Source organism: Acidovorax sp. Root70 (genome assembly GCF_001428225.1).
Taxonomy (GTDB): domain Bacteria; phylum Pseudomonadota; class Gammaproteobacteria; order Burkholderiales; family Burkholderiaceae_C; genus Acidovorax.
The window spans coordinates 218,627-240,658 of the sequence record NZ_LMHQ01000030.1; the positions used below are offsets into that span (position 1 = coordinate 218,627).

The 22,032-nt window shown below is 63.5% G+C and carries 24 protein-coding genes; 6 read left to right on the plus strand and 18 right to left on the minus strand.

Going from position 1 to position 22,032, the window contains the following annotated elements:
• Positions 1 to 36: 36 nt before the first annotated feature.
• From rplS to rpsP, 4 genes are all read right to left on the minus strand, one after another.
• Positions 37 to 420, minus strand: a complete 384-nt coding sequence (gene rplS, locus ASD94_RS19395; protein WP_056646470.1) for a 50S ribosomal protein L19 — start codon at positions 418 to 420, stop codon at positions 37 to 39.
• A gap of 128 nt (positions 421 to 548) precedes the next feature.
• Positions 549 to 1,307, minus strand: a complete 759-nt coding sequence (trmD, locus tag ASD94_RS19400) for a tRNA (guanosine(37)-N1)-methyltransferase TrmD (protein ID WP_056646472.1) — start codon at positions 1,305 to 1,307, stop codon at positions 549 to 551.
• A gap of 29 nt (positions 1,308 to 1,336) precedes the next feature.
• Entirely contained in the window at positions 1,337 to 1,909 is a 573-nt protein-coding gene (gene rimM, locus ASD94_RS19405; RefSeq protein ID WP_056646474.1) for a ribosome maturation factor RimM, read from the minus strand.
• A 74-nt stretch (positions 1,910 to 1,983) separates the two neighbouring features.
• The gene (gene rpsP, locus ASD94_RS19410) at positions 1,984 to 2,235 is read right to left on the minus strand and encodes a 30S ribosomal protein S16 (protein ID WP_015013104.1); all 252 of its coding nucleotides are present in this window, start codon (positions 2,233 to 2,235) and stop codon (positions 1,984 to 1,986) included.
• 144 nt (positions 2,236 to 2,379) lie between these two features.
• On the opposite strand from rpsP, the gene ASD94_RS19415 reads away from it, so the two are divergent.
• On the plus strand, positions 2,380 to 2,901 hold the full coding sequence (locus tag ASD94_RS19415; RefSeq protein ID WP_056646475.1) for a GNAT family N-acetyltransferase: 522 nt from the start codon (positions 2,380 to 2,382) through the stop codon (positions 2,899 to 2,901).
• A gap of 13 nt (positions 2,902 to 2,914) precedes the next feature.
• Positions 2,915 to 3,361 carry a TM2 domain-containing protein gene (locus tag ASD94_RS19420; protein WP_056646477.1) on the plus strand — a complete coding sequence of 149 codons (447 nt, stop codon included), beginning with the start codon at positions 2,915 to 2,917 and terminating at the stop codon, positions 3,359 to 3,361.
• A gap of 150 nt (positions 3,362 to 3,511) precedes the next feature.
• Here the strand turns inward: ASD94_RS19420 and ASD94_RS19425 are convergent, their stop codons facing one another.
• The 11 genes from ASD94_RS19425 to ASD94_RS19475 form a co-directional block, all read right to left on the minus strand.
• The gene (locus tag ASD94_RS19425) at positions 3,512 to 4,522 is read right to left on the minus strand and encodes an inorganic phosphate transporter (RefSeq protein WP_056646479.1); all 1,011 of its coding nucleotides are present in this window, start codon (positions 4,520 to 4,522) and stop codon (positions 3,512 to 3,514) included.
• Between the two features lie 19 nt (positions 4,523 to 4,541).
• Entirely contained in the window at positions 4,542 to 5,189 is a 648-nt protein-coding gene (locus tag ASD94_RS19430) for a DUF47 domain-containing protein (protein ID WP_015013100.1), read from the minus strand.
• A 170-nt stretch (positions 5,190 to 5,359) separates the two neighbouring features.
• On the minus strand, positions 5,360 to 5,722 hold the full coding sequence (locus ASD94_RS19435; RefSeq protein ID WP_015013099.1) for a DMT family protein: 363 nt from the start codon (positions 5,720 to 5,722) through the stop codon (positions 5,360 to 5,362).
• A 211-nt stretch (positions 5,723 to 5,933) separates the two neighbouring features.
• Positions 5,934 to 6,662 (minus strand): ABC transporter ATP-binding protein, encoded by a 729-nt coding sequence (locus ASD94_RS19440; protein WP_056646480.1) that lies wholly within the window; start codon positions 6,660 to 6,662, stop codon positions 5,934 to 5,936.
• 2 nt (positions 6,663 to 6,664) lie between these two features.
• The gene (locus ASD94_RS19445) at positions 6,665 to 7,459 is read right to left on the minus strand and encodes an ABC transporter ATP-binding protein (protein ID WP_056646482.1); all 795 of its coding nucleotides are present in this window, start codon (positions 7,457 to 7,459) and stop codon (positions 6,665 to 6,667) included.
• Positions 7,460 to 7,479: 20 nt separating this feature from the next.
• Positions 7,480 to 8,556, minus strand: a complete 1,077-nt coding sequence (locus ASD94_RS19450; RefSeq protein ID WP_056646484.1) for an ABC transporter ATP-binding protein — start codon at positions 8,554 to 8,556, stop codon at positions 7,480 to 7,482.
• Positions 8,557 to 8,569: 13 nt separating this feature from the next.
• On the minus strand, positions 8,570 to 9,499 hold the full coding sequence (locus ASD94_RS19455; RefSeq protein ID WP_056646486.1) for a branched-chain amino acid ABC transporter permease: 930 nt from the start codon (positions 9,497 to 9,499) through the stop codon (positions 8,570 to 8,572).
• A 356-nt stretch (positions 9,500 to 9,855) separates the two neighbouring features.
• A complete protein-coding gene (locus tag ASD94_RS19460; RefSeq protein WP_056646488.1) occupies positions 9,856 to 11,220 on the minus strand; it encodes a replication-associated recombination protein A in 1,365 nt (454 codons plus the stop codon).
• Between the two features lie 95 nt (positions 11,221 to 11,315).
• On the minus strand, positions 11,316 to 11,948 hold the full coding sequence (lolA, locus tag ASD94_RS19465; protein ID WP_056646490.1) for an outer membrane lipoprotein chaperone LolA: 633 nt from the start codon (positions 11,946 to 11,948) through the stop codon (positions 11,316 to 11,318).
• A 43-nt stretch (positions 11,949 to 11,991) separates the two neighbouring features.
• Entirely contained in the window at positions 11,992 to 14,328 is a 2,337-nt protein-coding gene (locus ASD94_RS19470; protein WP_056646492.1) for a DNA translocase FtsK, read from the minus strand.
• A gap of 73 nt (positions 14,329 to 14,401) precedes the next feature.
• The gene (locus ASD94_RS19475) at positions 14,402 to 15,079 is read right to left on the minus strand and encodes a Crp/Fnr family transcriptional regulator (protein WP_056646494.1); all 678 of its coding nucleotides are present in this window, start codon (positions 15,077 to 15,079) and stop codon (positions 14,402 to 14,404) included.
• A 186-nt stretch (positions 15,080 to 15,265) separates the two neighbouring features.
• On the opposite strand from ASD94_RS19475, the gene trxB reads away from it, so the two are divergent.
• From trxB to rpmG, 3 genes are all read left to right on the plus strand, one after another.
• Positions 15,266 to 16,219 (plus strand): thioredoxin-disulfide reductase, encoded by a 954-nt coding sequence (trxB, locus tag ASD94_RS19480; protein ID WP_056646496.1) that lies wholly within the window; start codon positions 15,266 to 15,268, stop codon positions 16,217 to 16,219.
• A gap of 186 nt (positions 16,220 to 16,405) precedes the next feature.
• Positions 16,406 to 16,639, plus strand: a complete 234-nt coding sequence (rpmB, locus tag ASD94_RS19485; protein WP_010463481.1) for a 50S ribosomal protein L28 — start codon at positions 16,406 to 16,408, stop codon at positions 16,637 to 16,639.
• An 11-nt stretch (positions 16,640 to 16,650) separates the two neighbouring features.
• Positions 16,651 to 16,821 (plus strand): 50S ribosomal protein L33, encoded by a 171-nt coding sequence (gene rpmG / locus ASD94_RS19490; protein WP_008904999.1) that lies wholly within the window; start codon positions 16,651 to 16,653, stop codon positions 16,819 to 16,821.
• Between the two features lie 260 nt (positions 16,822 to 17,081).
• Here the strand turns inward: rpmG and ASD94_RS19495 are convergent, their stop codons facing one another.
• The 3 genes from ASD94_RS19495 to ASD94_RS19505 form a co-directional block, all read right to left on the minus strand.
• Positions 17,082 to 18,296: a fatty acid desaturase gene (locus ASD94_RS19495; protein ID WP_056646498.1), complete on the minus strand. Its 1,215-nt coding sequence runs from the start codon at positions 18,294 to 18,296 to the stop codon at positions 17,082 to 17,084.
• A gap of 140 nt (positions 18,297 to 18,436) precedes the next feature.
• Entirely contained in the window at positions 18,437 to 19,711 is a 1,275-nt protein-coding gene (locus tag ASD94_RS19500) for an RsmB/NOP family class I SAM-dependent RNA methyltransferase (RefSeq protein WP_056646499.1), read from the minus strand.
• Positions 19,712 to 19,851: 140 nt separating this feature from the next.
• The gene (locus tag ASD94_RS19505) at positions 19,852 to 21,705 is read right to left on the minus strand and encodes a M48 family metalloprotease (protein ID WP_056646501.1); all 1,854 of its coding nucleotides are present in this window, start codon (positions 21,703 to 21,705) and stop codon (positions 19,852 to 19,854) included.
• Between the two features lie 67 nt (positions 21,706 to 21,772).
• On the opposite strand from ASD94_RS19505, the gene ASD94_RS19510 reads away from it, so the two are divergent.
• Complete coding sequence (locus ASD94_RS19510) at positions 21,773 to 22,027, plus strand: DUF1653 domain-containing protein (RefSeq protein WP_056646503.1); 255 nt, start codon at positions 21,773 to 21,775, stop codon at positions 22,025 to 22,027.
• Positions 22,028 to 22,032: the final 5 nt, after the last annotated feature.

Here is a 22,032-nt window from a genome sequence, read left to right on the forward strand (position 1 = left end):
AGATGCTGTAGCGGCTTGTCAGGACGAGCCCGCGCCTTATGCGGCGGTGGCAGCAGCCTTGACGCGCGAAGGCAGCTTTTCCTTGATACGTGCCGACTTGCCGCTGCGCTCGCGCAGGTAGTACAGCTTGGCACGGCGCACGTCACCACGGCGCTTGACTTCGATGCTGGCGATCAGCGGGCTGTAGGTCTGGAACGTACGTTCCACGCCTTCGCCGCTGGAGATCTTGCGCACGGTGAAGCCGCTGTTCAGGCCGCGATTGCGCTTGGCAATCACCACGCCTTCGTAAGCCTGCACGCGCTTGCGGGTACCTTCCACCACGTTCACGCTCACGATGACGGTGTCACCAGGGGCGAATTCGGGGATGGTCTTGTTCAAGCGGGCAATTTCTTCCGCTTCCAGGGTCTGGATCAGGTTCATGTGAGTTTCCTAGTGATCTTGTCCGCGCCAAAAATGGCTGCGTCGGGATTGACGCCTCAGTGTTTTGCGGGAGAACTCCCAGTCAAAACGGCCGGCCAGAGGATCGAAAAGCCTTTGATTATAGCAATTCAGACGAGCTTGGCCAATACTGCTTCGTCGGCAGGCGCCAGACGCCCCGCTTTGCGCGCGGCATCGATGAGATCAGGCCGGTGGCGGGCCGTGGTGGCCAGGCGCTGGTCGCGCCGCCAGCGCTCGATCTGCGCATGGTGCCCCGACATGAGCGCAGCGGGCACTGGCAGCCCCGCCCACTCCTCGGGCCGCGTGTAGTGCGGACAGTCCAGCAAGCCATCGAGCGCCGGATTGAAGCTGTCGAGCTGGTGGCTGCCCTCGTCATTGAGCACACCGGGCTGCAGGCGCGCCACGGCATCCAACAGCGCCATGGCGGCAATCTCACCGCCCGAGAGCACGAAGTCGCCCAAGCTCATCTGCACATTCACGTGCGCATCGATGAACCGCTGGTCGATGCCTTCGTAGCGACCGCACAGCAACACCGCCCCCTCGCCGCCAGACCAGCGTTCCACAGCGGCGTGGTTCAGCGACTCACCAATGGGAGAAAAAAGCACCAGAGGCGCCTGAGCCTCCTCGGGTTCACCCCGCTCCGCCCGGATAGCCACGAGGCAGCGCGCCAACGGTTCGGCCATCATCACCATGCCCGGGCCGCCGCCAAACGGACGGTCATCCACCCGGCGGTAGTTGCCATCTGCGTAGTCGCGCGGATTCCACAGACGCACATCGACCTGGCCGCTGGCGTAGGCGCGCCGGGTCACGCCGCTCGCCAGGAAAGGGGCAAACAGCTCAGGAAAAAGGGTGATGATGTCAAAGCGCATGGTGCGCGGCGCGGTTCGGGGAGCGCCTGTCAGTAGTCGGGCTGCCAGTCCACGGTGATGCGCTTTTCGGCCAAGTCCACCTTGTCCACGAACGCCGAAACAAACGGGATCATGCGCTCCTGCGGCTTGCCATCCTGCTCATAGGCCAGCACGAGCACAGTCTGGGGACCGGTGGACATCAGCTCGCGCACTTGGCCCAGCGCCACACCTTCGCGGTTGAGGACCGACAGGCCAATCAGATCGACCCAGTAGTACTCGTCATCCGAAGTGGACGGGAAAGTGGACCGGGGCACAAAGATCCGCGCGCCCCGCAACGCCTCTGCACCATTGCGGTCGTCGATGCCCTGCGCCCACGCCACCACGGAATCCGAATGGGCCTTGGCCTGGCGGATGGGCAGCTGTACCGTGCCGCTGAAGGTCTTGGCTCCCCGCTCGGACGGCTGCAGATACCATTGCTTGGAAGAAAAAAGTGCCTCGGGATTGCTGCTGTGCGGCAGCACCTTGAACCAGCCCTTGACGCCCCAGGCATCTGCGATACGCCCCACTTCAATGGCGTCGGCAGGTAGTTCTGCGGGTTCGAGGGTCAATGGTGTGGTGGCCATGGCAGTGAATCCAGAATGAGAAAAGGGCGGGTTCCGCCAGGCTAGCCGACGGAACCCGCCCTTTTCAGGGAGCTTTAAGCAGCCTTCTTGGCGGCTTGCTTGATCAGGCGGTCCACCGTGGGGGAGGACTGAGCGCCGACGCCCACCCAGTAAGCCAGACGGTCTTGCACGATGCGCAGGCCTTCTTCGGATTCCTTGGCGGTGGGGTTGTAAAAACCGATGCGCTCGATGAAGCGGCCATCACGGCGCACGCGCTTGTCAGCAACGACGATGTTGAAGAAAGGACGGCCCTTGGAGCCGCCGCGGGAGAGTCGAATGACGACCATGATTTATCCTTCGGGTGGTGAACTCCGGCAACATTTGCCGTAAGCCACAGTGTTCGCAACCATATTCGCAACGCTTGAGACACGCGACATGGCCACCCGGCCAGCGACACGCTGCAAAGCCCGCGATTATATCTATTTGTTCCAATGTCCACCATCCGCCCCAGCACCGACAGCGATATCTCCGCAATTACCGCCATTTACCAACACCATGTGCTCCACGGCACGGGCACGTTCGAGATTGATCCACCCACCGAAGCCGACATGGCGGGCCGCCGCGCTGACGTGCTGGCACGTGGCCTGCCCTGGCTGGTGGCCGAGCAGGACGGGCAGGTGCTGGGTTTCGCCTACGCCAACTGGTTCAAGCCCCGCCCGGCCTACCGTTTCTCGGCCGAGGATTCGATCTACGTGGCCGACAGCGCCCGTGGCATGGGTCTGGGTCGCAAGCTGCTGGCCGAGCTGGCCGTGCAGGCCGAGGCCGTCGGCGTACGCAAACTGCTGGCGGTGATTGGTGACTCCGCCAACGCCGGCTCCATCGGGGTGCACCGGGCGCTGGGTTTTACGGATGTGGGCGTCATGCGCTCGGTGGGCTGGAAGTTCGGTGCCTGGCGCGACATCGTGCTCATGGAAAAAACCCTGGGTGCGGGCGACACCACCTCTCCCGAGTAACACAATGCCCCGCATGAAAAACAAAACCGTGGCGGCCTGGCTCGCCTTCGTGGGCGGGCCTCTGGGCCTGCACCGCTTCTATCTGCATGGCCTGTCCGACATGTTGGGCTGGTTGCTGCCCATTCCCACGGCCCTGGGCATTTACGGCATCCAGCGGGTGCAGCAACTCGGCCAGGACGACCACTACAGCTGGGTGCTGATCCCGCTGCTGGGCTTCACCATTGCGGCGTGCGCGCTGCGCGCCATCTTGTACGCGTTGATGACGCCGGAGGTGTGGAATGCCCGCTACAACCCCACAGCCGCGCCCGACGCCCCCCCCGGCAGGACGCAGTGGATCACCGTGGGCGCCATCGTGGTGTCCCTGCTGATCGGCACCACGGTACTGATGGCCAGCTTGGCGTTCAGCTTCCAGCGGTACTTTGAGTACCAGATCGAGGAAGCGCGCAAGATCTCGCAGTAACCTCGAGACAGCCGCAAAAGCAGACGCCCCAGCGAGTTTGCACTCGATGGGGCGTCAAAAGGGACTCGAAAGAGCTTCAACAGGCCGTATGCGCCCGTTTTAATTACCTCAGACGCTATATTTTCAATAGCATTCAGGACATCTTCGCCATCAGAACAGCTGCAGGCTGATCCAGTAGGCGACGGCGGCCACAAACGCACTGGCCGGGATGGTCAGAATCCACGCCCAGATGATGTTGCCCGCCACGCCCCAGCGCACGGCGCTGGCACGCTGGGTGGAGCCCACACCGACGATGGCGCCCGTGATGGTGTGCGTGGTGGACACCGGGATGCCCAGCATGGTGGCCAGGAACAGCGTCATGGCGCCCCCCGTTTCGGCACAGAAGCCGCCCACGGGCTTGAGCTTGGTGATCTTCTGGCCCATGGTCTTCACGATGCGCCAGCCGCCAAACATGGTCCCGAGGCCAATGGCCACGTAACAGCTGATGATGGCCCATGTGGGTGGCGACGCATCGGACGCCGACGAGTACCCCGTGGCGATCAGCAGCAGCCAGATGATGCCGATGGTCTTTTGCGCATCGTTGCCACCGTGACCCAGGCTGTAGGCGCCCGCAGACAACAGCTGCAACCGGCGGAACCACTTGTCCACCTTGCTCGGACGCGTGCGCCGGAAGATCCAGGCCACTGCCACCATCATGAGCGAACCCAGCGCAAAACCCAGCAGCGGAGACACAAAGATGAACGCCACCGTCTTGAGGATGCCCGCAGAGATCAGTGCACCTGCCCCCGCCTTCGCAATCACCGCGCCCACGATGCCGCCGATGAGCGCATGCGAGGAACTGCTGGGGATGCCGTAGTACCAGGTGATCACGTTCCAGGTGATCGCACCCACCAGGGCGCCAAACACCACGTGCGTGTCCACAATGCCGGGCTGCACGATGCCCTTGCCCACCGTCGCCGCCACGCTCAGGTGGAAGATGAAGATCGCCACAAAATTGAAGAAGGCGGCAAACAGCACCGCCTGCGCGGGCTTGAGCACGCCGGTGGAGACCACCGTGGCAATCGAATTGGCCGCGTCGTGGAACCCGTTCATGAAGTCGAACAGGATCGCCAAGGCCACAAGCAGAACCACAACCCAGAGGGCCGTCTGTACGGTTTCCATACTGGTCAGCCTGCGGGGTTCAGGAGTTTTCGAGGACGATGCCCTCGATGCAGTTGGCCACGTCCTCGCACTTGTCAGTGATGGTCTCCAGCAGCTCGTAGATGGCCTTGAGCTTGATCACCTCGCGCACATCGGGCTCCTCTCGGAACAGCTTGCTCATGGCGCTGCGCATCACGCGGTCGGCGTCGGATTCGAGCTTGTCGATCTCCTCGCAGGTCTTGAGCGCGGCCTCGGCCACAGCCGGATCGGCGATCTTCTCCAGAAGCTTGACGGCATCACGCAGGCGCTCACAGCACTTGAGGCTCAGGTCCGTGAGGCGGGTGATCTCTTCCGTCATGTGGCGCACGTCGTACAGCGCCATGGTCTCGGCCGAGTCCTGGATCAGGTCTGCCACATCGTCCATGGTGTTGATCAGGGTGTGGATCTGCTCACGGTCGATGGGGGTGATGAAGGTCTTGTGAATGGCCTTGTTGACCTCGTGCGTCACGCGGTCGGCAGCACGCTCGGCGTTGTCCACGTCCTGGTTGTATTTGTCGCGCAGGTGCGGATCACTGTAGTTGGCCACCAGTTGCGAGAAGGCCCGGGCCGCCTCAACGATGCGGTCCGCATGCTGGTTGAACATTTCGAAAAAATTGCCTTCGCGTGGCAACAGCTTGGCAAACAGCATGGGGACTCCTGGATCGGGAACGAATGGTGAGAAAAGGCCGCGCCATGACAGAACCATGACGCTTTCGTGACCCGGCGAGTTTAACCGTCCGCCTTGCGGGGGCCGATGCCACCGCGTCATGCAGTCATGCGCGGGGCCATAAATACGCGGCTGGGGGATCGGTTCAGGCTTCAGGCGCCGCGGAAGATGAAATACACCGCCCCCACTAGGCACAGTCCGGCCCAGAGGTAGTCCCATTTCAGGGGCTGGCCCATGTAGAACACAGCAAAGGGCACGAACACACCCAGCGTGATGACCTCCTGCATGATCTTGAGCTGCCCCACGTTGAACTGGGTAAAGCCGATGCGGTTGGCTGGCACCTGCAACAGGTATTCAAACAGGGCAATGCCCCAGCTGACGAGGGCGGCGACGTACCACGGCGAGGACGCCAGGTTCTTCAAGTGGCCGTACCAGGCAAAGGTCATGAAGATGTTGCTGGCCGTGAGCAGCAACACCGTTTGCAGCGAGATGGGCAGGGATTGGAGCGCGTTCATGGTCGTGCTGTGAAGTCAGGTGGGTGAACGAAGCGGCCGATTATGAACAAAATCGCCTGATAGCGCCGGTGTTACATGCTTTGATAGCTATATTTTCAATAGCAAAACCCTCACCACCATCCGTACCAGCGGGCACAAAAAAAGGCACTCCCGAGGGAGTGCCTTGCTGGAAAGCACCGCGCCACGCAAGCGGCGCGCAGGCTGCAGTCGCTTATTCGCCCAGGTAGGCGGCGCGCACCTTGGGGTCGTTGAGCAGTTGCTGGCCGGGGCCTGTCATGGTGATCAGGCCCGACTCCATCACATAGCCGCGGTCGGCAATCGCCAGCGCGCGGCTGGCGTTCTGCTCGACCAGCACGATGGTCACGCCCAGGGCGTACACGTCGCGCACCACCTCGAAGATCTTGTCCACCATGATGGGCGACAGGCCCATGGACGGCTCGTCCAGCAGCAGCACCTTGGGCTGGCTCATCAGCGCCCGGCCCATGGCCAGCATCTGCTGCTCACCGCCGGACATGGTGCCGGCCAGTTGGTCCTTGCGCTCGCGCAGGCGCGGGAAGATGGTGAACATCTTCTCGATGTCGGCCAGGATGCCCGCCTTGTCCTTGCGGATGTAGGCGCCCATCTGCAGGTTCTCGGTGATGGTCATGCGGGCGAACACGCCACGGCCTTCCGGCACCATCACCAGGCCGTCCTTGACCAGGTCCCAGGCGCCCTTGCCCTTGATGCTCTTGCCCAGGTATTCGATGTCGCCATCGTTCATGGGCAGCGTGCCGGTGATGGCCTTCATGGTGGTGGTCTTGCCAGCACCGTTGGAGCCGATCAGCGAGACCAGCTCGCCTTCGCGCACTTCAAAGTCCACGCCCTTCACGGCCTGGATACCGCCGTAGGCCACCTTCAGGCCCTTGACCTGCAGCAGTACCTTGTTGGATTTTTCGGCCATTCTCAATGTCCTCCGGTGCCCAGATAGGCCTCAATCACTTTTTCGTTCTTCTGCACTTCGGCAGGGTTGCCCTCGGCAATCTGCTTGCCGTAGTCGAGCACCGTCACACGGTCGCACAGGCCCATCACCAGCTTCACGTCGTGCTCGATGAGCAGGATGGTGCGGTTGTCGTTGCGGATGCGGTCGATCAGCTCGCGCAGCTGCACCTTCTCGGTGGCGTTCATGCCGGCGGCGGGCTCGTCCAGCGCGATGAGCTGCGGGTCGGTGGCCAGCGCACGGGCGATTTCGAGGCGGCGCTGGTCGCCGTACGACAGGGTGCGCGCCTTGTAGTCGGCAAACTTGCCAATGCCCACGTAGTCCAGCAGTTCCTGGGCACGCTTGGCAATCGCGGCTTCTTCTTCCTTGAAGCCCTTGGTGCGCAGCACCGCGCCCAGCAGGCCGGACTTGGTGCGGATGTGGCGGCCCACCATCACGTTCTCGAGCGCCGTCATTTCGGCAAACAGGCGAATGTTCTGGAAGGTGCGGGCGATGCCGGCCTTGGCCACTTCGTGCACGGCCGTGGGCTCGTAGGGCTTGCCGGCCAGCTCGAAAGTGCCGGCATCGGGGGTGTACAGGCCGGTGATCACGTTGAAGAACGTGGTCTTGCCCGCGCCGTTGGGGCCGATCAGGCCATACACCTGGCCCCGCTCAATGGTGATGCCCACGTCGGAGAGGGCTTGCAGGCCGCCAAAGCGCTTGGAAATGCCGGCAACCCGCAGCACCACGTCGCTGGCCGATTTCTGAATGTTCTCTGCCATGTTCTAACTTTCTGCGGTGTTCAGGTCTTCTGCGTGAGGCTCTTGCCATGGTCGGGCGCTGGCCACAGACCACGGGGACGCATCAGCATGATGATGATCATGGCCAGCGCGATCAGCAGCTGGCGCAGGATGGCGGAGTCCAGGCGGCCGTCCGTCATGGCCTGCAACGGGCCTGCCACATAGCGCAGCACTTCGGGCAGGGCCGACAGCAGCACGGCACCCAGGATCACGCCAGGAATGTGGCCGATGCCGCCCAGCACCACCATGGCGACGATCATGACCGACTCCATCAGGCTGAACGACTCGGGCGACACAAAGCCCTGGAACGCACCGAACATCGCACCCGACACACCACCGAACGAAGCGCCCATGCCGAAGGCGAGCAGCTTCATGTTGCGGGTGTTGATGCCCATCGCCTTGGCAGCGATTTCGTCTTCACGGATGGCCATCCAGGCGCGGCCGATGCGCGAGTCCTGCAGGCGGTAGCAGATGACGATGGAGATCACCACCAGAACCATGAACAGGTAGTAATACAGCGTGACGGAGTTGATGTCGAAACCGAACACCTCCAGCCGCTTGCCCAGGTCCAGGCCAAAGATCTTGACCGAGTCGATCTGGCCCAAGCCCTTGGGGCCGTTGGTCAGGTTGACGGGGTGGTCCAGGTTGTTCAGGAAGATGCGGATGATTTCGCCAAAGCCCAGCGTCACGATGGCCAGGTAGTCACCCCGCAGCTTGAGCGTGGGCGCCCCCAGCATGGCGCCAAAGAACGCCGCGAGCAACGCCGCCACCGGTATCACGATCCACAGCGAGGTGTGCAACCCGTTGGGGAACATGGCGGCAAACGCCGCAAAGTTGTCCGCAAGGTGCGGCGAGGCCATCAAGGCAAACAGGTAGGCACCCACGGCGTAGAACGCCACGTAGCCCAGGTCCAGCAGGCCAGCGTAGCCGACCACGATGTTCAGGCCCAGGGCCAGCAGCACATACAGCAGGGCCAGGTCGGCAATGCGCACCCAGGCGTTGCCGAAGGATTGCAGGATCAGCGGCAGCACCAGCAGCGCCACGGCGCCGATGATCCAGTTGGTTTTGGTGTTCTTCATGGTGTGAGGCTCCTCAGGCGCGATCGGCCACACGCTCACCCAGCAGGCCCGAGGGGCGCAGCGTCAGGATGATGATGAGCACGATGAACGCAAAGATGTCGGTGTAGTGGCTGCCCAGCAAACCGCCCGTGAGCGTGCCGATGTAGCCCGAGCCGATGGCTTCGATGAGGCCCAGCAGGATGCCGCCCACCACCGCGCCGGCCAGATTGCCGATACCGCCAAACACCGCCGCCGTGAAGGCCTTGAGACCGGGCAGGAAGCCCATGGTGTGCTGTGCCGTGCCGTAGTTGGAGGCATACATGATGCCGGCGATGGCCGCCAGGATGGCACCGATGATGAAGGTAGCCGAGATCACCATGTCGGGCTTCACGCCCATCAGGGACGCCACGCGGGGGTTCTCAGCCGTGGCGCGCATGGCGCGGCCGAGGTTGGTGTGGTTGACCAGATAGACCAGCGAAGCCAGGGCCACGGCCGTCACGCCCAGGATCAGGATCTGTGTGGGGGTGATGTACGCGCCGCCCACCTGGAACGGTGTGCTGGGCAGCAGCGTGGGATACGGTTTGTAGTTGGGCTTCCAGATGATCATCGCCAGCGTCTGCAGCAGGATCGACATGCCGATGGCGGTGATCAGGGGCGCCAGGCGGGGGCTGGTGCGCAGCGGCTTGTAAGCCACCTTTTCGATCACGAAATTGAGCGTGGCGGCCACCACGCACGCTATGAGCGTGGCCAGCAGCAAGATGACCCAGCCCGGCGCGCCGGGCATGGCGGCCTGCATGATTCCAATACAGCTCCAGCTGGTGAGAGCGCCGATCATGAGCACCTCGCCGTGGGCGAAATTGATCAGCTGAATAATGCCGTACACCATCGTGTAGCCCAAGGCTATCAAGGCGTACATGCTGCCGAGTACCAGACCGTTGATGATCTGTTGCAGCAAAATGTCCATAAGAGAAGTCCTTCGTTTGTGACGTACCCACCGCTTTGGCACCGAAATCGGTACAGCCTTGTGGGCCCGACTGCCATGTAGCAAAAAACCCGCCAGGAATGCAGCTGTGCGGGTTTGTGGACGGGATTGTAGCGAGTAGTCACAACTGCCCCAATCCAAGCCGGGCGGGGTTTTCCCTCGGGTTTTAGCCGCATCAGCGCGCCACGCACTGCATAAGGAATTTTGATGCACGCAGGATAATTGATGTGCAAACTTATTACCTTGATCATGCGCAATTGGCATAAAGCGGGTTGTGCGACGCGCTGGGGACGCCGCAGGCCATGTGCGGCCTCATGGCCCTCCGCCCCCTCCGCCGATCAGGAAGGCGTATCCGAACCCTGGGGGCTGGACGCGGCAACTGCGGCATTGCGGTCGCGCAGTTCACGCAGCTTCAGAGCGATCTTAATCTCCAGGCCGCGCTCCACGGGCTGGTAGAAGCCGGGCTCAGGCATGCCTTCGGGCAGGTAGTTCTCGCCCGCCGCAAAGCCGCCCTCCTCGTCATGGGCGTAGCGGTAGCCCTTGCCGTAGTCGAGCTCCTTCATCAACTTGGTGGGCGCATTGCGCAGGTGCATGGGCACCGGGCGCGTGCCATCCTGTTTGACCCAGGCGCGGGCCGCGTTGTAGGCCTTGTAAACCGCGTTGGACTTGGGCGCGACGGCCAGGTAGACCACACATTCGGCCAGTGCCAGCTCGCCTTCGGGGCTGCCCAGCCGCTCGTACACCTCGCTCGCATCCAGCGCCAGGCGCAGCGCGCGCGGGTCGGCCAGGCCGATGTCCTCGGCCGCCATGCGCACCAGGCGGCGCGCCATGTAGCGCGGGTCAGCGCCGCCGTCCAGCATGCGCACCAGCCAGTACAGCGCCGCATCGGGGTCGGAGCCCCGCACCGACTTGTGCAGCGCGCTGATGGTGTCGTAGAACTGCTCACCGCCTTTGTCGTAGCGGCGCATGCGCTCGCCCAGCACCTTGAGCAGCCAGGCATCGGTGATCTCGGTGAGCTTTTCCTGCGCGGCCGCCATGGCCAGGGTTTCGAGCGTGTTGAGCAGGCGGCGCGCGTCGCCATCGGCGTAGGCCACCAGGCGATCAATTGCTACCTCTTCGATAGCTGGAAGCGCATGTTCCTTCTGCGCTAGCGCCACTATTTGCTTCAAGTCCTGCTCGGACAGCGGTTGCAGCACATACACCGCAGCACGCGAGAGCAGCGCGGAGTTCACCTCGAAGGACGGGTTCTCGGTGGTGGCGCCGATGAAGGTGAACAGGCCCGATTCGACATGCGGCAAGAAGGCGTCCTGCTGGCTCTTGTTGAAGCGGTGCACTTCATCGACAAACACGATGGTGCGCTGCTGCATGAGGCCGTCGCGCGCGGCCTGGGCCTGCTCCACCGCCTCGCGGATGTCCTTGACCCCGCCCAGCACGGCACTGATGCTGATGAACTGGGCATCGAATGCGTCGGCCATCAGGCGCGCAATGGTGGTCTTGCCCACGCCCGGCGGGCCCCACAGGATGCAGCTGTGCGGCCGGCCCGATTCAAACGCCAGCCGCAGCGGCATGCCCGGGCCCAGCACATGCTGCTGGCCGATCACCTCACCCAGCGTGCGGGGCCGCAGTCGCTCTGCCAAGGGCTGGTGGCTGGATGGGTGCGCCGGGTGAGCCTGGGAAGGGGCGGAGGCACTGCGTGCTGCCATGGTCGTGTCCTGTCTACATCACGCTGGTTTTCAAGCCAAATTGGCCTCTAGCGCATAAAAATCATGCGCTGGCAGCTATTCTTTTGGGAGCAAAATTACTGCTTCACCACATCAGCCCCTGCCGGAGGCTTGAACTGGAAGGTACTGGCGGGCAGCGCCGCATTGGCCTGCATGCCGTTGAAGCGGATCAGCGAGCGCTGGCCAAAGCTGTCCAGGATGTCCAGGGCCGCCAGCTGCTCGCCTGCAAAGCCCACGCGCACGCTCTTGAGCTGACCGTCCTTGGTCTTGGGACTGGCCAGCACCCACTGCAGGCCGTCCGCATCGGGCGCGGACTCCAGCGTGAAATCGGCCTTCAGCGCAGACAGGTCAGGGGCGGAAGCCAGCAGTGCAGCAGGCGTGCTGCCCAGAGCCTGCGACTGCGAGCGCTGCGTGACCTGGTTCAGGTCCACGTCGTAGAGCCACAGGGTCTGGCCGTCGGCCACGATGGTCTGCTCAAACGGTTTTTTGTAGGCGAACTTGAAGCGCCCGGGGCGCTGGAACTCAAAACTGCCCGTCGATGTCTTGGTGCGCGCAGTTTGGCCGTCCTTGGGCGGCGAGGTCACGGTCTGCGTGAAGTCAGCCTTGCCCGTCTGCGTGCCTTTCATGAAGGATTCCAGGCTTTTCAGCCCGTCAGCGCTAGCCACGCTTGCCGCAGCAGCTATCAAAATTGCAGTAGCGATCTTTTTCAACAGAAACTCCTGTGGGGTAGGTCCGGCCTTGCGATCCGGCCGGTCATTCGCTGCGGTTGGGTACCAGCACCTCGCGCTGGCCGCTGGTGGTCAGGCCACTGACGAGTCCGGCTTTTTCCATGTCTTCCAGCAGCCGCGCCGAGCGGTTGTAGCCAATGCGCAGCTTGCGCTGCACGTACGAGATGCTCGCCTTGCGGTCCTTGAGCACCACTTCGACGGCTTGGTCGTACATCGGGTCTTTCTCGCCCCCTTCGCCACCACCGCCCTCCCCTGACAGATCACCCTCGCCATCCACAGTTCCGCCTTCGAGCACGCCCTCTATGTAGTCCGGCTCCCCTTGTTCCTTGAGGTAACTGACGACACGGTGTACTTCCTCGTCCGACACAAAAGCACCGTGCACGCGAATCGGCAGGCCCGTGCCGCTGGCCATATAGAGCATGTCGCCCATGCCCAGCAGGGCCTCGGCGCCCATCTGGTCGAGAATGGTGCGGCTGTCGATCTTGGAGCCCACCGAGAACGCGATGCGGGTGGGGATGTTGGCCTTGATAAGGCCGGTGATCACGTCCACGCTAGGTCGCTGGGTAGCCAGAATCAGATGGATACCTGCGGCGCGCGCCTTTTGCGCCAGACGGGCAATCAGCTCTTCGATCTTCTTACCCACCACCATCATCAGGTCGGCCAGTTCGTCGATGATGACCACGATGTGCGGCAGGCGCTGCAGCGGCTCGGGCTCCTCGGGCGTGAGGCTGAAGGGGTTGTAGATGAACTCCTCGCGCGCCTTGGCCTCGTCGATTTTGGTGTTGTAGCCCGCCAGGTTGCGCACCCCGAGCTTGGACATCAGCTTGTAGCGGCGCTCCATCTCGGCCACGCACCAATTCAGGCCGTGGGCCGCCTGCTTCATGTCGGTGACCACGGGCGCCAGCAGGTGCGGGATACCTTCGTACACCGACATTTCCAGCATCTTGGGGTCGATCATCAGCAGGCGCACGTCGCGCGCCTCGGCCTTGTACAGGAGCGAGAGGATCATCGCGTTGATCCCCACCGACTTGCCCGAGCCCGTGGTACCGGCCACCAGCACGTGCGGCATCTTGGCCAGATCGGCCACCACCGGGTTGCCCACGATGTCCTTTCCCAGGCCCATGGTGAGCATGCTCTTGGCCTCGTGGTAGACCTGCGAGCCGAGGATCTCGGAAAGGCGGATGGACTGGCGCTTGGCATTGGGCAGCTCCAGCGCCATGTAGTTCTTGCCCGGAATGGTCTCCACCACACGGATCGACACCAGGCTGAGCGAGCGCGCCAAATCCTTGGCCAGACCCACGATCTGCGAGCCCTTCACGCCTGTGGCGGGCTCGATCTCGTAGCGCGTGATCACCGGGCCGGGCATGGCCGCAACCACGCGCACTTCCACGCCAAAGTCCTTGAGTTTTTTCTCAATGAGGCGGCTGGTCATCTCCAGCGTCTCGGGCGCCACGGTTTCCTGGCGCTGCAGCGGGCCGTCGAGCAGGTCCACCAGCGGCAGCTTGCTGTCGGGCATCTCGGTGAACAAGGGCTTCTGGCGCTCCTTCACCACACGGGCGCTTTGCGGCACGTCCACCAGGATCGGTTCGATGATCTGCACGGGCTCTGGGTGGTGCACTTCGCTTTCGGTGCGCTCCTCGAGCACCACCACCTCGCGCTCGCGGGCGGCCTTGCGGCCCACGGCGACGTCCTTGGCCACCTCGCGTTTTGCCAGGCGGGCTTGCACCAGCGCATCAATGCGCCCTCCGAGAACCTCAGCCACATGGCCCCATGAGAAGCGGAACACCAGCGCCGCCCCGGCCACTGCCAGCACGATCGCCAGCAAGCCCGAGCCCGTGAACCCCAGCCACTTCACACTGGCAGGCCCCATCAGGTGTCCCAGCACGCCACCGGCATGCCCGGGCAGGAACGACTCAAAGCGGTACAAACGCGACCATTCGAGCGCCGCGCTGGAACACATCAGCACCACCAGCCCGCCCCAGAACGTGGCCCGGCGCACCAGGGGGCTGGCGGCACCGGCCACCCCTTCGCCCCCGCGCATCCAGCGCGCCAGCGACGACAGCCAGGCGCGCACACCGGCCGCCACGCACCACCAGACCGAAAAACCCAGCGCAAAGTAACTGCCATCAGCGAGCCAGGCGCCAAAGCGCCCCGCCCAGTTGGCCACAGAGCGCGCATCGCGGGCGCCGGAGGTAGACCAGGCCGCATCCTGGGCTGAATAGCTGACCAGCGCCAGCAGCCAGAAAACCAGGGCCAGCAAGCCCACCACCAGGGCGATTTCGTGGCCAAAACGGGCAGCGCCCGTGCGCGGCGGCGACTTGGCCGCAGCCGATGCATTCAGGGTATTGAGGGAATAGGTCATAAGCGTGCGGGGTGAGCTTACCGCATGCATTGCGCTGGGCAGGGCGCCCAGCGCAGGGTCCACCACCCCGCTTTCAGCCCAGCGCGTTCAGGCGGTCCTTGAGCAAGGTAGCGCCACTGGGCAGCGCCTCGATGAAGCCGCGCTCCTCCAGGTCTTTCATCACCCGGCTGACCATCTCGCGGGATGCTCCGACCATCTTGGCCAGGTCCTGGCGGGAGATTTTGTCCTTGATGAGCAGCTGCCCTTGCGCATCGGCCACCGCAAAATCCAGCAGCGCATGGGCTACACGGCCGTACACATCCAGTAACGCCAGTGACTCAATCTTGCGATCAGCATGGCGCAGGCGCTTGACCAGCCCGCGCATCACCACCAGCGACATGGAGGCGTTCTCAGTCAGGCAGCGCGCAAACTCGGCGCGGCCCAGCATCAGCACGTCGGTCTGCACCTCGGCACGCACCGTGGCAGAGTGGGGTTCGTTGTCGATGATGCTCATCTCGCCCAGGTAGTCACCCTGGGCCAGGGTGGCCAGAATCACCTCGCGCCCCCGGCTGTCTGCGGTCATGACCCGGGCGCGACCGGTGAGCAGGATGAACAAGGCGTTCGATTTCTGCCCCTGCTCCACCAGCGCTTCGCCCCGCTTGAAGCGGCGCTTGATCACCGCGCCGCTGATCACCTCGGCCTGCGCCACGGTCAGCAGCGAGAACAAGGGCACCCGGCGCAGCAGGTCAAGATTGGACAACATCGTGGACATGCAAACATCTCCTTTCAGGGGTACGACCCAACCGGCATCGCAACGGGTTATCAATGGGTTCTTACAATCGCGGTGATTGAAAACGGGGCCACTCTCGCGAGCGGATGCCGGTTGATACTCGGCGGCTCAACCCCCAGCTTTCCCAACAGCGCCCCATGTAGCGGGCGCAAAACACAGGCTTTTACCATGTCCACCACCCAACACGCGAAAGTTCTGATCCTGGGCTCCGGCCCCGCTGGCTACACCGCAGCGGTGTATGCCGCCCGCGCCAACCTGAACCCGGTGCTCATCACCGGCATGGCCCAGGGCGGCCAGCTGATGACCACGACCGAGGTGGACAACTGGCCCGCCGACGTGCACGGCGTACAGGGGCCGGAGCTGATGCAGCGCTTTCTGGAGCACGCCGAGCGCTTCAAGACCCAGATCATCTTCGACCACATCAACAAGGTCGATTTCAGCAAACGCCCCTTCACGCTCACCGGCGACAGCGGCACCTACACCTGCGACGCGCTGATCCTGGCCACGGGCGCATCGGCCAAATACCTGGGTCTGCCTTCGGAAGAGGCCTTCATGGGCAAGGGCGTGTCCGGCTGCGCCACCTGCGACGGCTTCTTCTACCGCGAGCAGGATGTCTGCGTGGTCGGTGGCGGCAATACTGCGGTGGAGGAAGCGCTGTACCTGTCGAACATCGCCCGCAAGGTCACCCTGGTGCACCGCCGCGACAAGTTTAAGGCCGAGCCGATCCTGGTGGACAAGCTCCACGAGAAAGTGGCCGCCGGCAAGATCGAGCTCAAGCTGTTCCACACCCTGGACGAGGTGCTGGGCGACAACACCGGCGTGACGGGCATCCGCATCAAGAGCACGCAAAACGGCAGCACGGAAGACATCAAGCTGCAAGGTTGCTTCATCGCCATCGGCCATGCGCCCAACACCGAGATCTTCCAGGGCCAATTGGAGATGGAAAACGGCTACATCATCACCCAGGGCGGGCTCAAGGGTTTTGCCACCCAGACCAGCGTGCCCGGCGTGTTTGCCGCCGGCGACGTGCAGGACCACGTGTACCGCCAAGCCATCACCAGTGCAGGCACCGGCTGCATGGCCGCGCTGGATGCGCAGCGCTTCCTCGAACAGGAAGCTTGATGAAAAAATAAGCTGCAGGTTATAATCTGCGGCTTTGCTGAATTCGGCCCGTTTTTGCGGACCTCCGAAACAGGCAAATCGGGTTACCGCCACCCTTTCTGGCGAGGTGAGGCCGCAAGCCAACCTGGGCGCATCAACAGCCCAGGGCCCAGCGAACGGCCGTTAATACAGTATCGGAGTGTCCTCATGGCACGCGTCTGCGACGTAACGGGCAAGAAGCCCATGACTGGGAACAATGTTTCCCACGCCAACAACAAAACCAAGCGCCGGTTCCTGCCGAACCTGCAATACCGCCGTTTCTGGGTCGAGACCGAAAACCGTTGGGTTCGCCTGCGTGTTTCGAGCGCTGCCCTGCGTTTGATCGACAAGAACGGTATCGACTCGGTGCTCGCAGACCTGCGTGCCCGTGGCCAGGCTTAAGGAGTAGCACCATGGCAAGCAAAGGCGGACGCGACAAGATCAAGCTGGAATCCACTGCGGGTACCGGCCACTTCTACACCACGACCAAGAACAAGAAGACCATGCCCGAGAAGATGCTGATCATGAAATTTGATCCCAAGGCTCGCAAGCATGTGGAATACAAGGAAATGAAGCTGAAGTAATTCAGCCTCTTTCTGGTCTTCCAAAAAGCCGCCCGGCGTCCAGCCCGGCGGCTTTTTTCATGGGCGGACCATTGCGTACTGCCTGGCGCACAACTCCGCCGCAACAGCCCCACCCGCACCGCAACCACCTACTCCCCGCTTACCCCTGACAGCCAACAAAAAACCGCTGCAGGCCCAAGGCCCTACAGCGGTTTTTTGGTAGATGCGCCCTAAGTGCGCCAAGCCAGCGGCCCGACCGAAGGCGCAATCAGGATGTCACCTCACGCCCGTGCAGCACGCAGGCGGATGGAGAACTCCCGAAGGGCTGCCACACCACTCTCTTCAGCGCGGCGGCACCAAGCTTGCAAGTCGGCCGTGAGTTGTTCGCGGGACTGGGATGTGTTCAACCACAGCTGACGCAGCTCTTCGCGCATGGTCACCATCTTGTCGAGCGTCGGATGCGCGGCGCGGGCCTGCGCCAAGTGGGGCAAGGCCCCTGCAGGCACTTTCTCGGCATCGCGGTGCAGCCAGCGCTTGGCGGCCTTGAGCACCGACACATCAGCCTGGCGGGCCTGCAGCGCAGCAATCTCGTCCTTGCAAGCCTTGCGCACGCCGCGTGCGTAGCCCGCCATCACTTCATAGCGGTTGGCAATCAGGGCCTCCAGCGTCTTTTCATCGGCCACGGGCTTCACATCGCCCAGTTGCAGCTTGGGCGGCACCTTCTTCACCGTGGCCCAGCCGACTCTCTTCATGAGGCTGATGTACACCCAGCCAACATCGAACTCATACGGCTTGACCGAGAACTTGGCCGACGTGGGGTACGTGTGGTGGTTGTTGTGCAGCTCTTCGCCGCCGATGATGATGCCCCAGGGCGACAAATTGGTGCTGGCGTCCTGCGCCTCGAAATTGCGATAGCCCCAGTAGTGACCCACGCCATTGACCACGCCCGCTGCCCAGAACGGAATCCAGAGCATCTGTACCGCCCACACCGCAGCGCCCAGGGCGCCGAACAGAGCCAGGTCCAGGATGAGCATGAGGCCCACGCCCTGCCAGCCGTAGCGGGTGTACACGTTGCGCTCCATCCAGTCATCGGGCGTGCCGTGGCCGAACTTCTTGATCGTCTCCATGTTCCTGGACTCGGCGCGGTACAGCTCGGCGCCGCGCCACATCACGGTGTCCAGCCCACGGGTCTGGGGGCTGTGGGGGTCGTCCACGGTTTCGCACTTGGCGTGGTGCTTGCGGTGAATGGCCACCCACTCCTTGGTGACCATGCCGGTACCAATCCACAGCCAGAAGCGGAAGAAATGCGAGGGGATGGCGTGCAGATCCAGTGCGCGGTGCGCTTGCGCACGGTGCAGGAAGATCGTGACCGCCGCAATGGTGATGTGGGTAGTGGCAAGGGTATACAGCAGGATCTGCCACCAGGCCAGGTTCCACAACCCATATCCCAGCCAGTCGATGGCGGCGTTCAGTACAGCCCAGTCGGGTAACAGCATATTCACAAAAACCTTACTACAGAGAACCCGCTCACCAATGAAACAGGTCACCAATTTTAGAGGGCCTGCCTCGGAATGGATCAGGGAAATCCACCGTATTGACGCTGGTTTGAAGGCTTTAGAGCCTTACCTCCAGCATTTCAGTCCTTCTTGGCCCAGATGGCGGCAAAGAACCCATCGGTTTGATGCAGATGGGGCCATAGGCGCAAATAACCACTGCCCGATGCGCCACCGCTGCACAAGCCCTTGGCGCCTTCGACCTTGAGCTGCTCCAGCAGTTCACCGGCATCCAGGAGTTCAAAGTCGGGGTGCGATGCGCTGAAGGCTTCCGCAATGGCCTCGTTTTCCTGCGGCAGGATGCTGCAGGTGGCATACACCAGACGACCGCCCGGCTTGAGCAGGCGCGCTGCACTGTCCAGGATGGCCGTCTGCTTGGCCACCAGCTCTTCGATGGCCTTGGGCGACTGGCGCCATTTGAGGTCCGGGTTGCGCCGCAAGGTGCCCAGGCCCGAGCAAGGCGCATCGACCAGCACACGGTCGATCTTGCCCGCGAGGCGCTTGACGCGGTCGTCGCGTTCGTGGGCGATGGCGGCGGGGTGCACGTTCGACAGACCGCTGCGGGCCAGGCGGGGTTTCAGCGCGTCCAGGCGATGTGCTGACACATCGAACGCATACAGACGCCCCGTGCTGCGCATGCTCGCGCCAATGGCCAGCGTCTTGCCCCCTGCGCCGGCGCAGAAGTCCACCACCATCTCGCCGCGCTTGGCATCCAGCAGGAGGGCCAGCAGTTGCGAGCCTTCGTCCTGCACCTCGATGGCGCCACGCGTGAAGGCGTCGAGCTTGGTCAGCGCGGGCTTGTCGTCAATGCGCAGGCCCCAGGGCGAATACGGTGTGGGATGGGCCTTGATGCCGGCCTTGGCCAGTTCTTTTTGCACATCGGCACGCTTGTCCTTGAGCGCGTTGACCCGCAAATCCAGCGGTGCGCTCTGCGCCAGGCTTTCCACCAGCGGCCAGAAACCATCGCCCAGCTGGTCCTTCAGGGGCTTGACCATCCACTCAGGCAGGTTGTGACGGTGACGCTCCATGAGGTCATCGACCGTGACGGCATCACACTGGTCCAGCCAGTTCTTTTCCTGGTCGGTCAACGCACTCTTGAGGAAATCGCGCGGGCCGTAGAAACCCAGGATCGCCAGGCGGCGCTCCTTGGGCCCCGAGCCCGAGGGGGCCATGTGGTCAAACAGCAGTTTTTTGCGCAACACGGTATAGACCGTTTCCGCCAGCGTGGCGCGCTCGCGCGGCCCCAGGCCCCGGTTGTCGCGGAAGAAACGTGACACCACCGCGTCGGCAGGGTGTTCAAACGTGAGGGTGAGCCTGACCAGTTCGGCACAGGCATCGAGAAGAACTTTGGGATGCATCCCCCGATTGTCCCATTCCCCGTCGCGCGGCCAGCTCCGCGCCATTTCGGCGGCGGTCCATTGCACCGGAAGCGCAGCCACCCCCAGGCACGCCAGCACGGGGATGCGACGAAGTCGCTCAGAGGACCTGCCGCTCTGCGTCAGCGTGAGTAGATCGGCTCGAACGCCGAGCGCTCGATCTGCTGCAGGGTCGGCGACTCACCCGCCCACAGCACCAGCGCGGGGCCAGGCAGGCTCAGGTTGCGCTCCAGGGCGCGGCACAGGTGGTAGCGGCTTTCATCGTCCATGCCCGGCAGCTCGACAAACACCAGGTAGGCCCTGCGCTGGGGGTATTCGCGCAGGTTCTTGCGTACCAGCCAACAGCGGGCCAGCGGTGCACAACGTGCCAGTTCGGACTGCAGCTCGGCCAGCTCGAACGAGCTGAGGTCATGTCGCACGATCTGGCTGAAGAACGAGGTGCCCGACAGCTCTTCCCAGGCACGTTCCTCAGACTCCTGCGCGCGCTCCAGCCGCTTGCGCCACTGCTTGAACGCGGCCGCATCATGGTCGAGCCCCAGGCGCGGGGTCTCCAGCTCGGCCAACGCCGTGCGCGCGGCCCAGTAGCGGTCGCTGCTGCCCGTCTCCCACAGGCGGTGCAGCAGCTGCAGCTTGCCCTCCCTATCCCCCTCCGGCAGGCAGGGCACCAGCCCGCGCAGCGCGGCGGGGTATTCAGGGCTGCGCTGCAGTGCCAGCTCGTACAGGGCGCGGACATCCGCATGCGGGTCCAGATGGCGCTTGAGGCGGGCCAGCTCCACCAGGTCGGCGGCACTGCTCTGGGCCGTGGATGCACCCAATGCCTCGGCGCGTGCGCGGACGCGCCCGAGCCAGGCGTGGTGCTGCTTCCATTCGCTGGCGTTGTCGCGGCACCATTGCTTGTCGAAATGCGCCACCCAGCGTTTGGCATCCGGGCCCAGCAGGGCCAGCGCGTTGCCGCGCGACCAGTCCGGCAACGTGGGCGTAGCGTCGAGTGCCTCGATGCGGTCACGCAGGCCGGGGTGGGTGTCGTCCAGATTGCTCAGGCGCTTGAGTGCCTGGCGCAAGGCGTCGTTGGCAAAGGCGGCGTCGGGTGCCTTGGCCAGGGCGCGGCGCATGCCGCGGTAGGGGCCCACTGGCAACGGATTGCCCGCGGCAGCACACCAGTGGTTGCCCCAGAACTCCGCCTGCAGCCACGCGCCACGGATCTCGATCTCGGCCAGGGCTGCGGCCGTCACATCCCGGCCCAACAGCTTGCCGGCAATGCGGTCGGCCTCGTACTCATCCTGTCGGGCAAGTGCAAAGGTCTTGGCCGAAAACCGCGGGAAGTACCAGCGCATGAACAACTGCGTGGCGGCAGCCACCGGGCCCTCGTCATCAGCCAGGCCGTGGTTCAGGCGCATCCACGACAGGCGCGTGCGGTAGATCCAGGCCGCAAAGCGGCCGTGATCGCCCCGCAGGTGGCCGTACTCGTGTGCCAGCACCGCCAGGAACCGCGGCCGGTCCAGCGCCATCAGCAGAGGCAGGCCAATGCTCAGGTGATTGACCGCGCCGCCCAACAGGCCGTAACGCGGCAACTGCTGGATGCTGGCATTGAACTCGTCGGTCAATGTGACTTTGTGGATGGGCGGGCCCTTGATCTTGCGGCGGATGCGCGCCAGGGCTTCAAACAGGTCAGGCGCGTCCAGTGCGGTGATTTCAACGCCCTCAGGCTCGTCAAACCGCACCCACAGCGCACGCAGGCTCACCCACAGCAGACCTCCGGCACCCAGCAAGGCCCAGAGCATTGCAAACCGAAAGCGCCCCTGCAGCAACTGAGGCACCACCCACAGCAAAATACCCACGGCCAGTGCCATGCACCCCAGCACCCAGGCGTAGCCCAGCGCCGCAAAAGCAGCCACACTGCGGCGGTATGCACGGCTGTTGTCGGCGCTGGCATGCTCGCTCATGCGCACCATGTGCACAAAATCTGCCTGGTCCACGGGCGTCCCTCCCTCTGGTTGGATTTTTTTCAGCCGCCATCCTAACCACTCACGCCACCACAGCACCATGACCGACGACGACCTGCCCGAGTTCATCCGCACGCCACCCGGCTTGTACCGCCACTACAAGGGCATGCTTTATGAAGTGATCGACACCGTGCGCCACAGCGAGACGCTGGAGCCCATGACGCTGTACCGCGCGCTGTACGGCCAGCGCGGCCTGTGGGTGCGGCCAGCTGCCATGTTTGAGGAGCAGGTGCTCATCGATGGCGTGATGCGCCCTCGGTTTGAAAAATGGGACGGCGAAGCTCCCGGCGCGTGAACCCC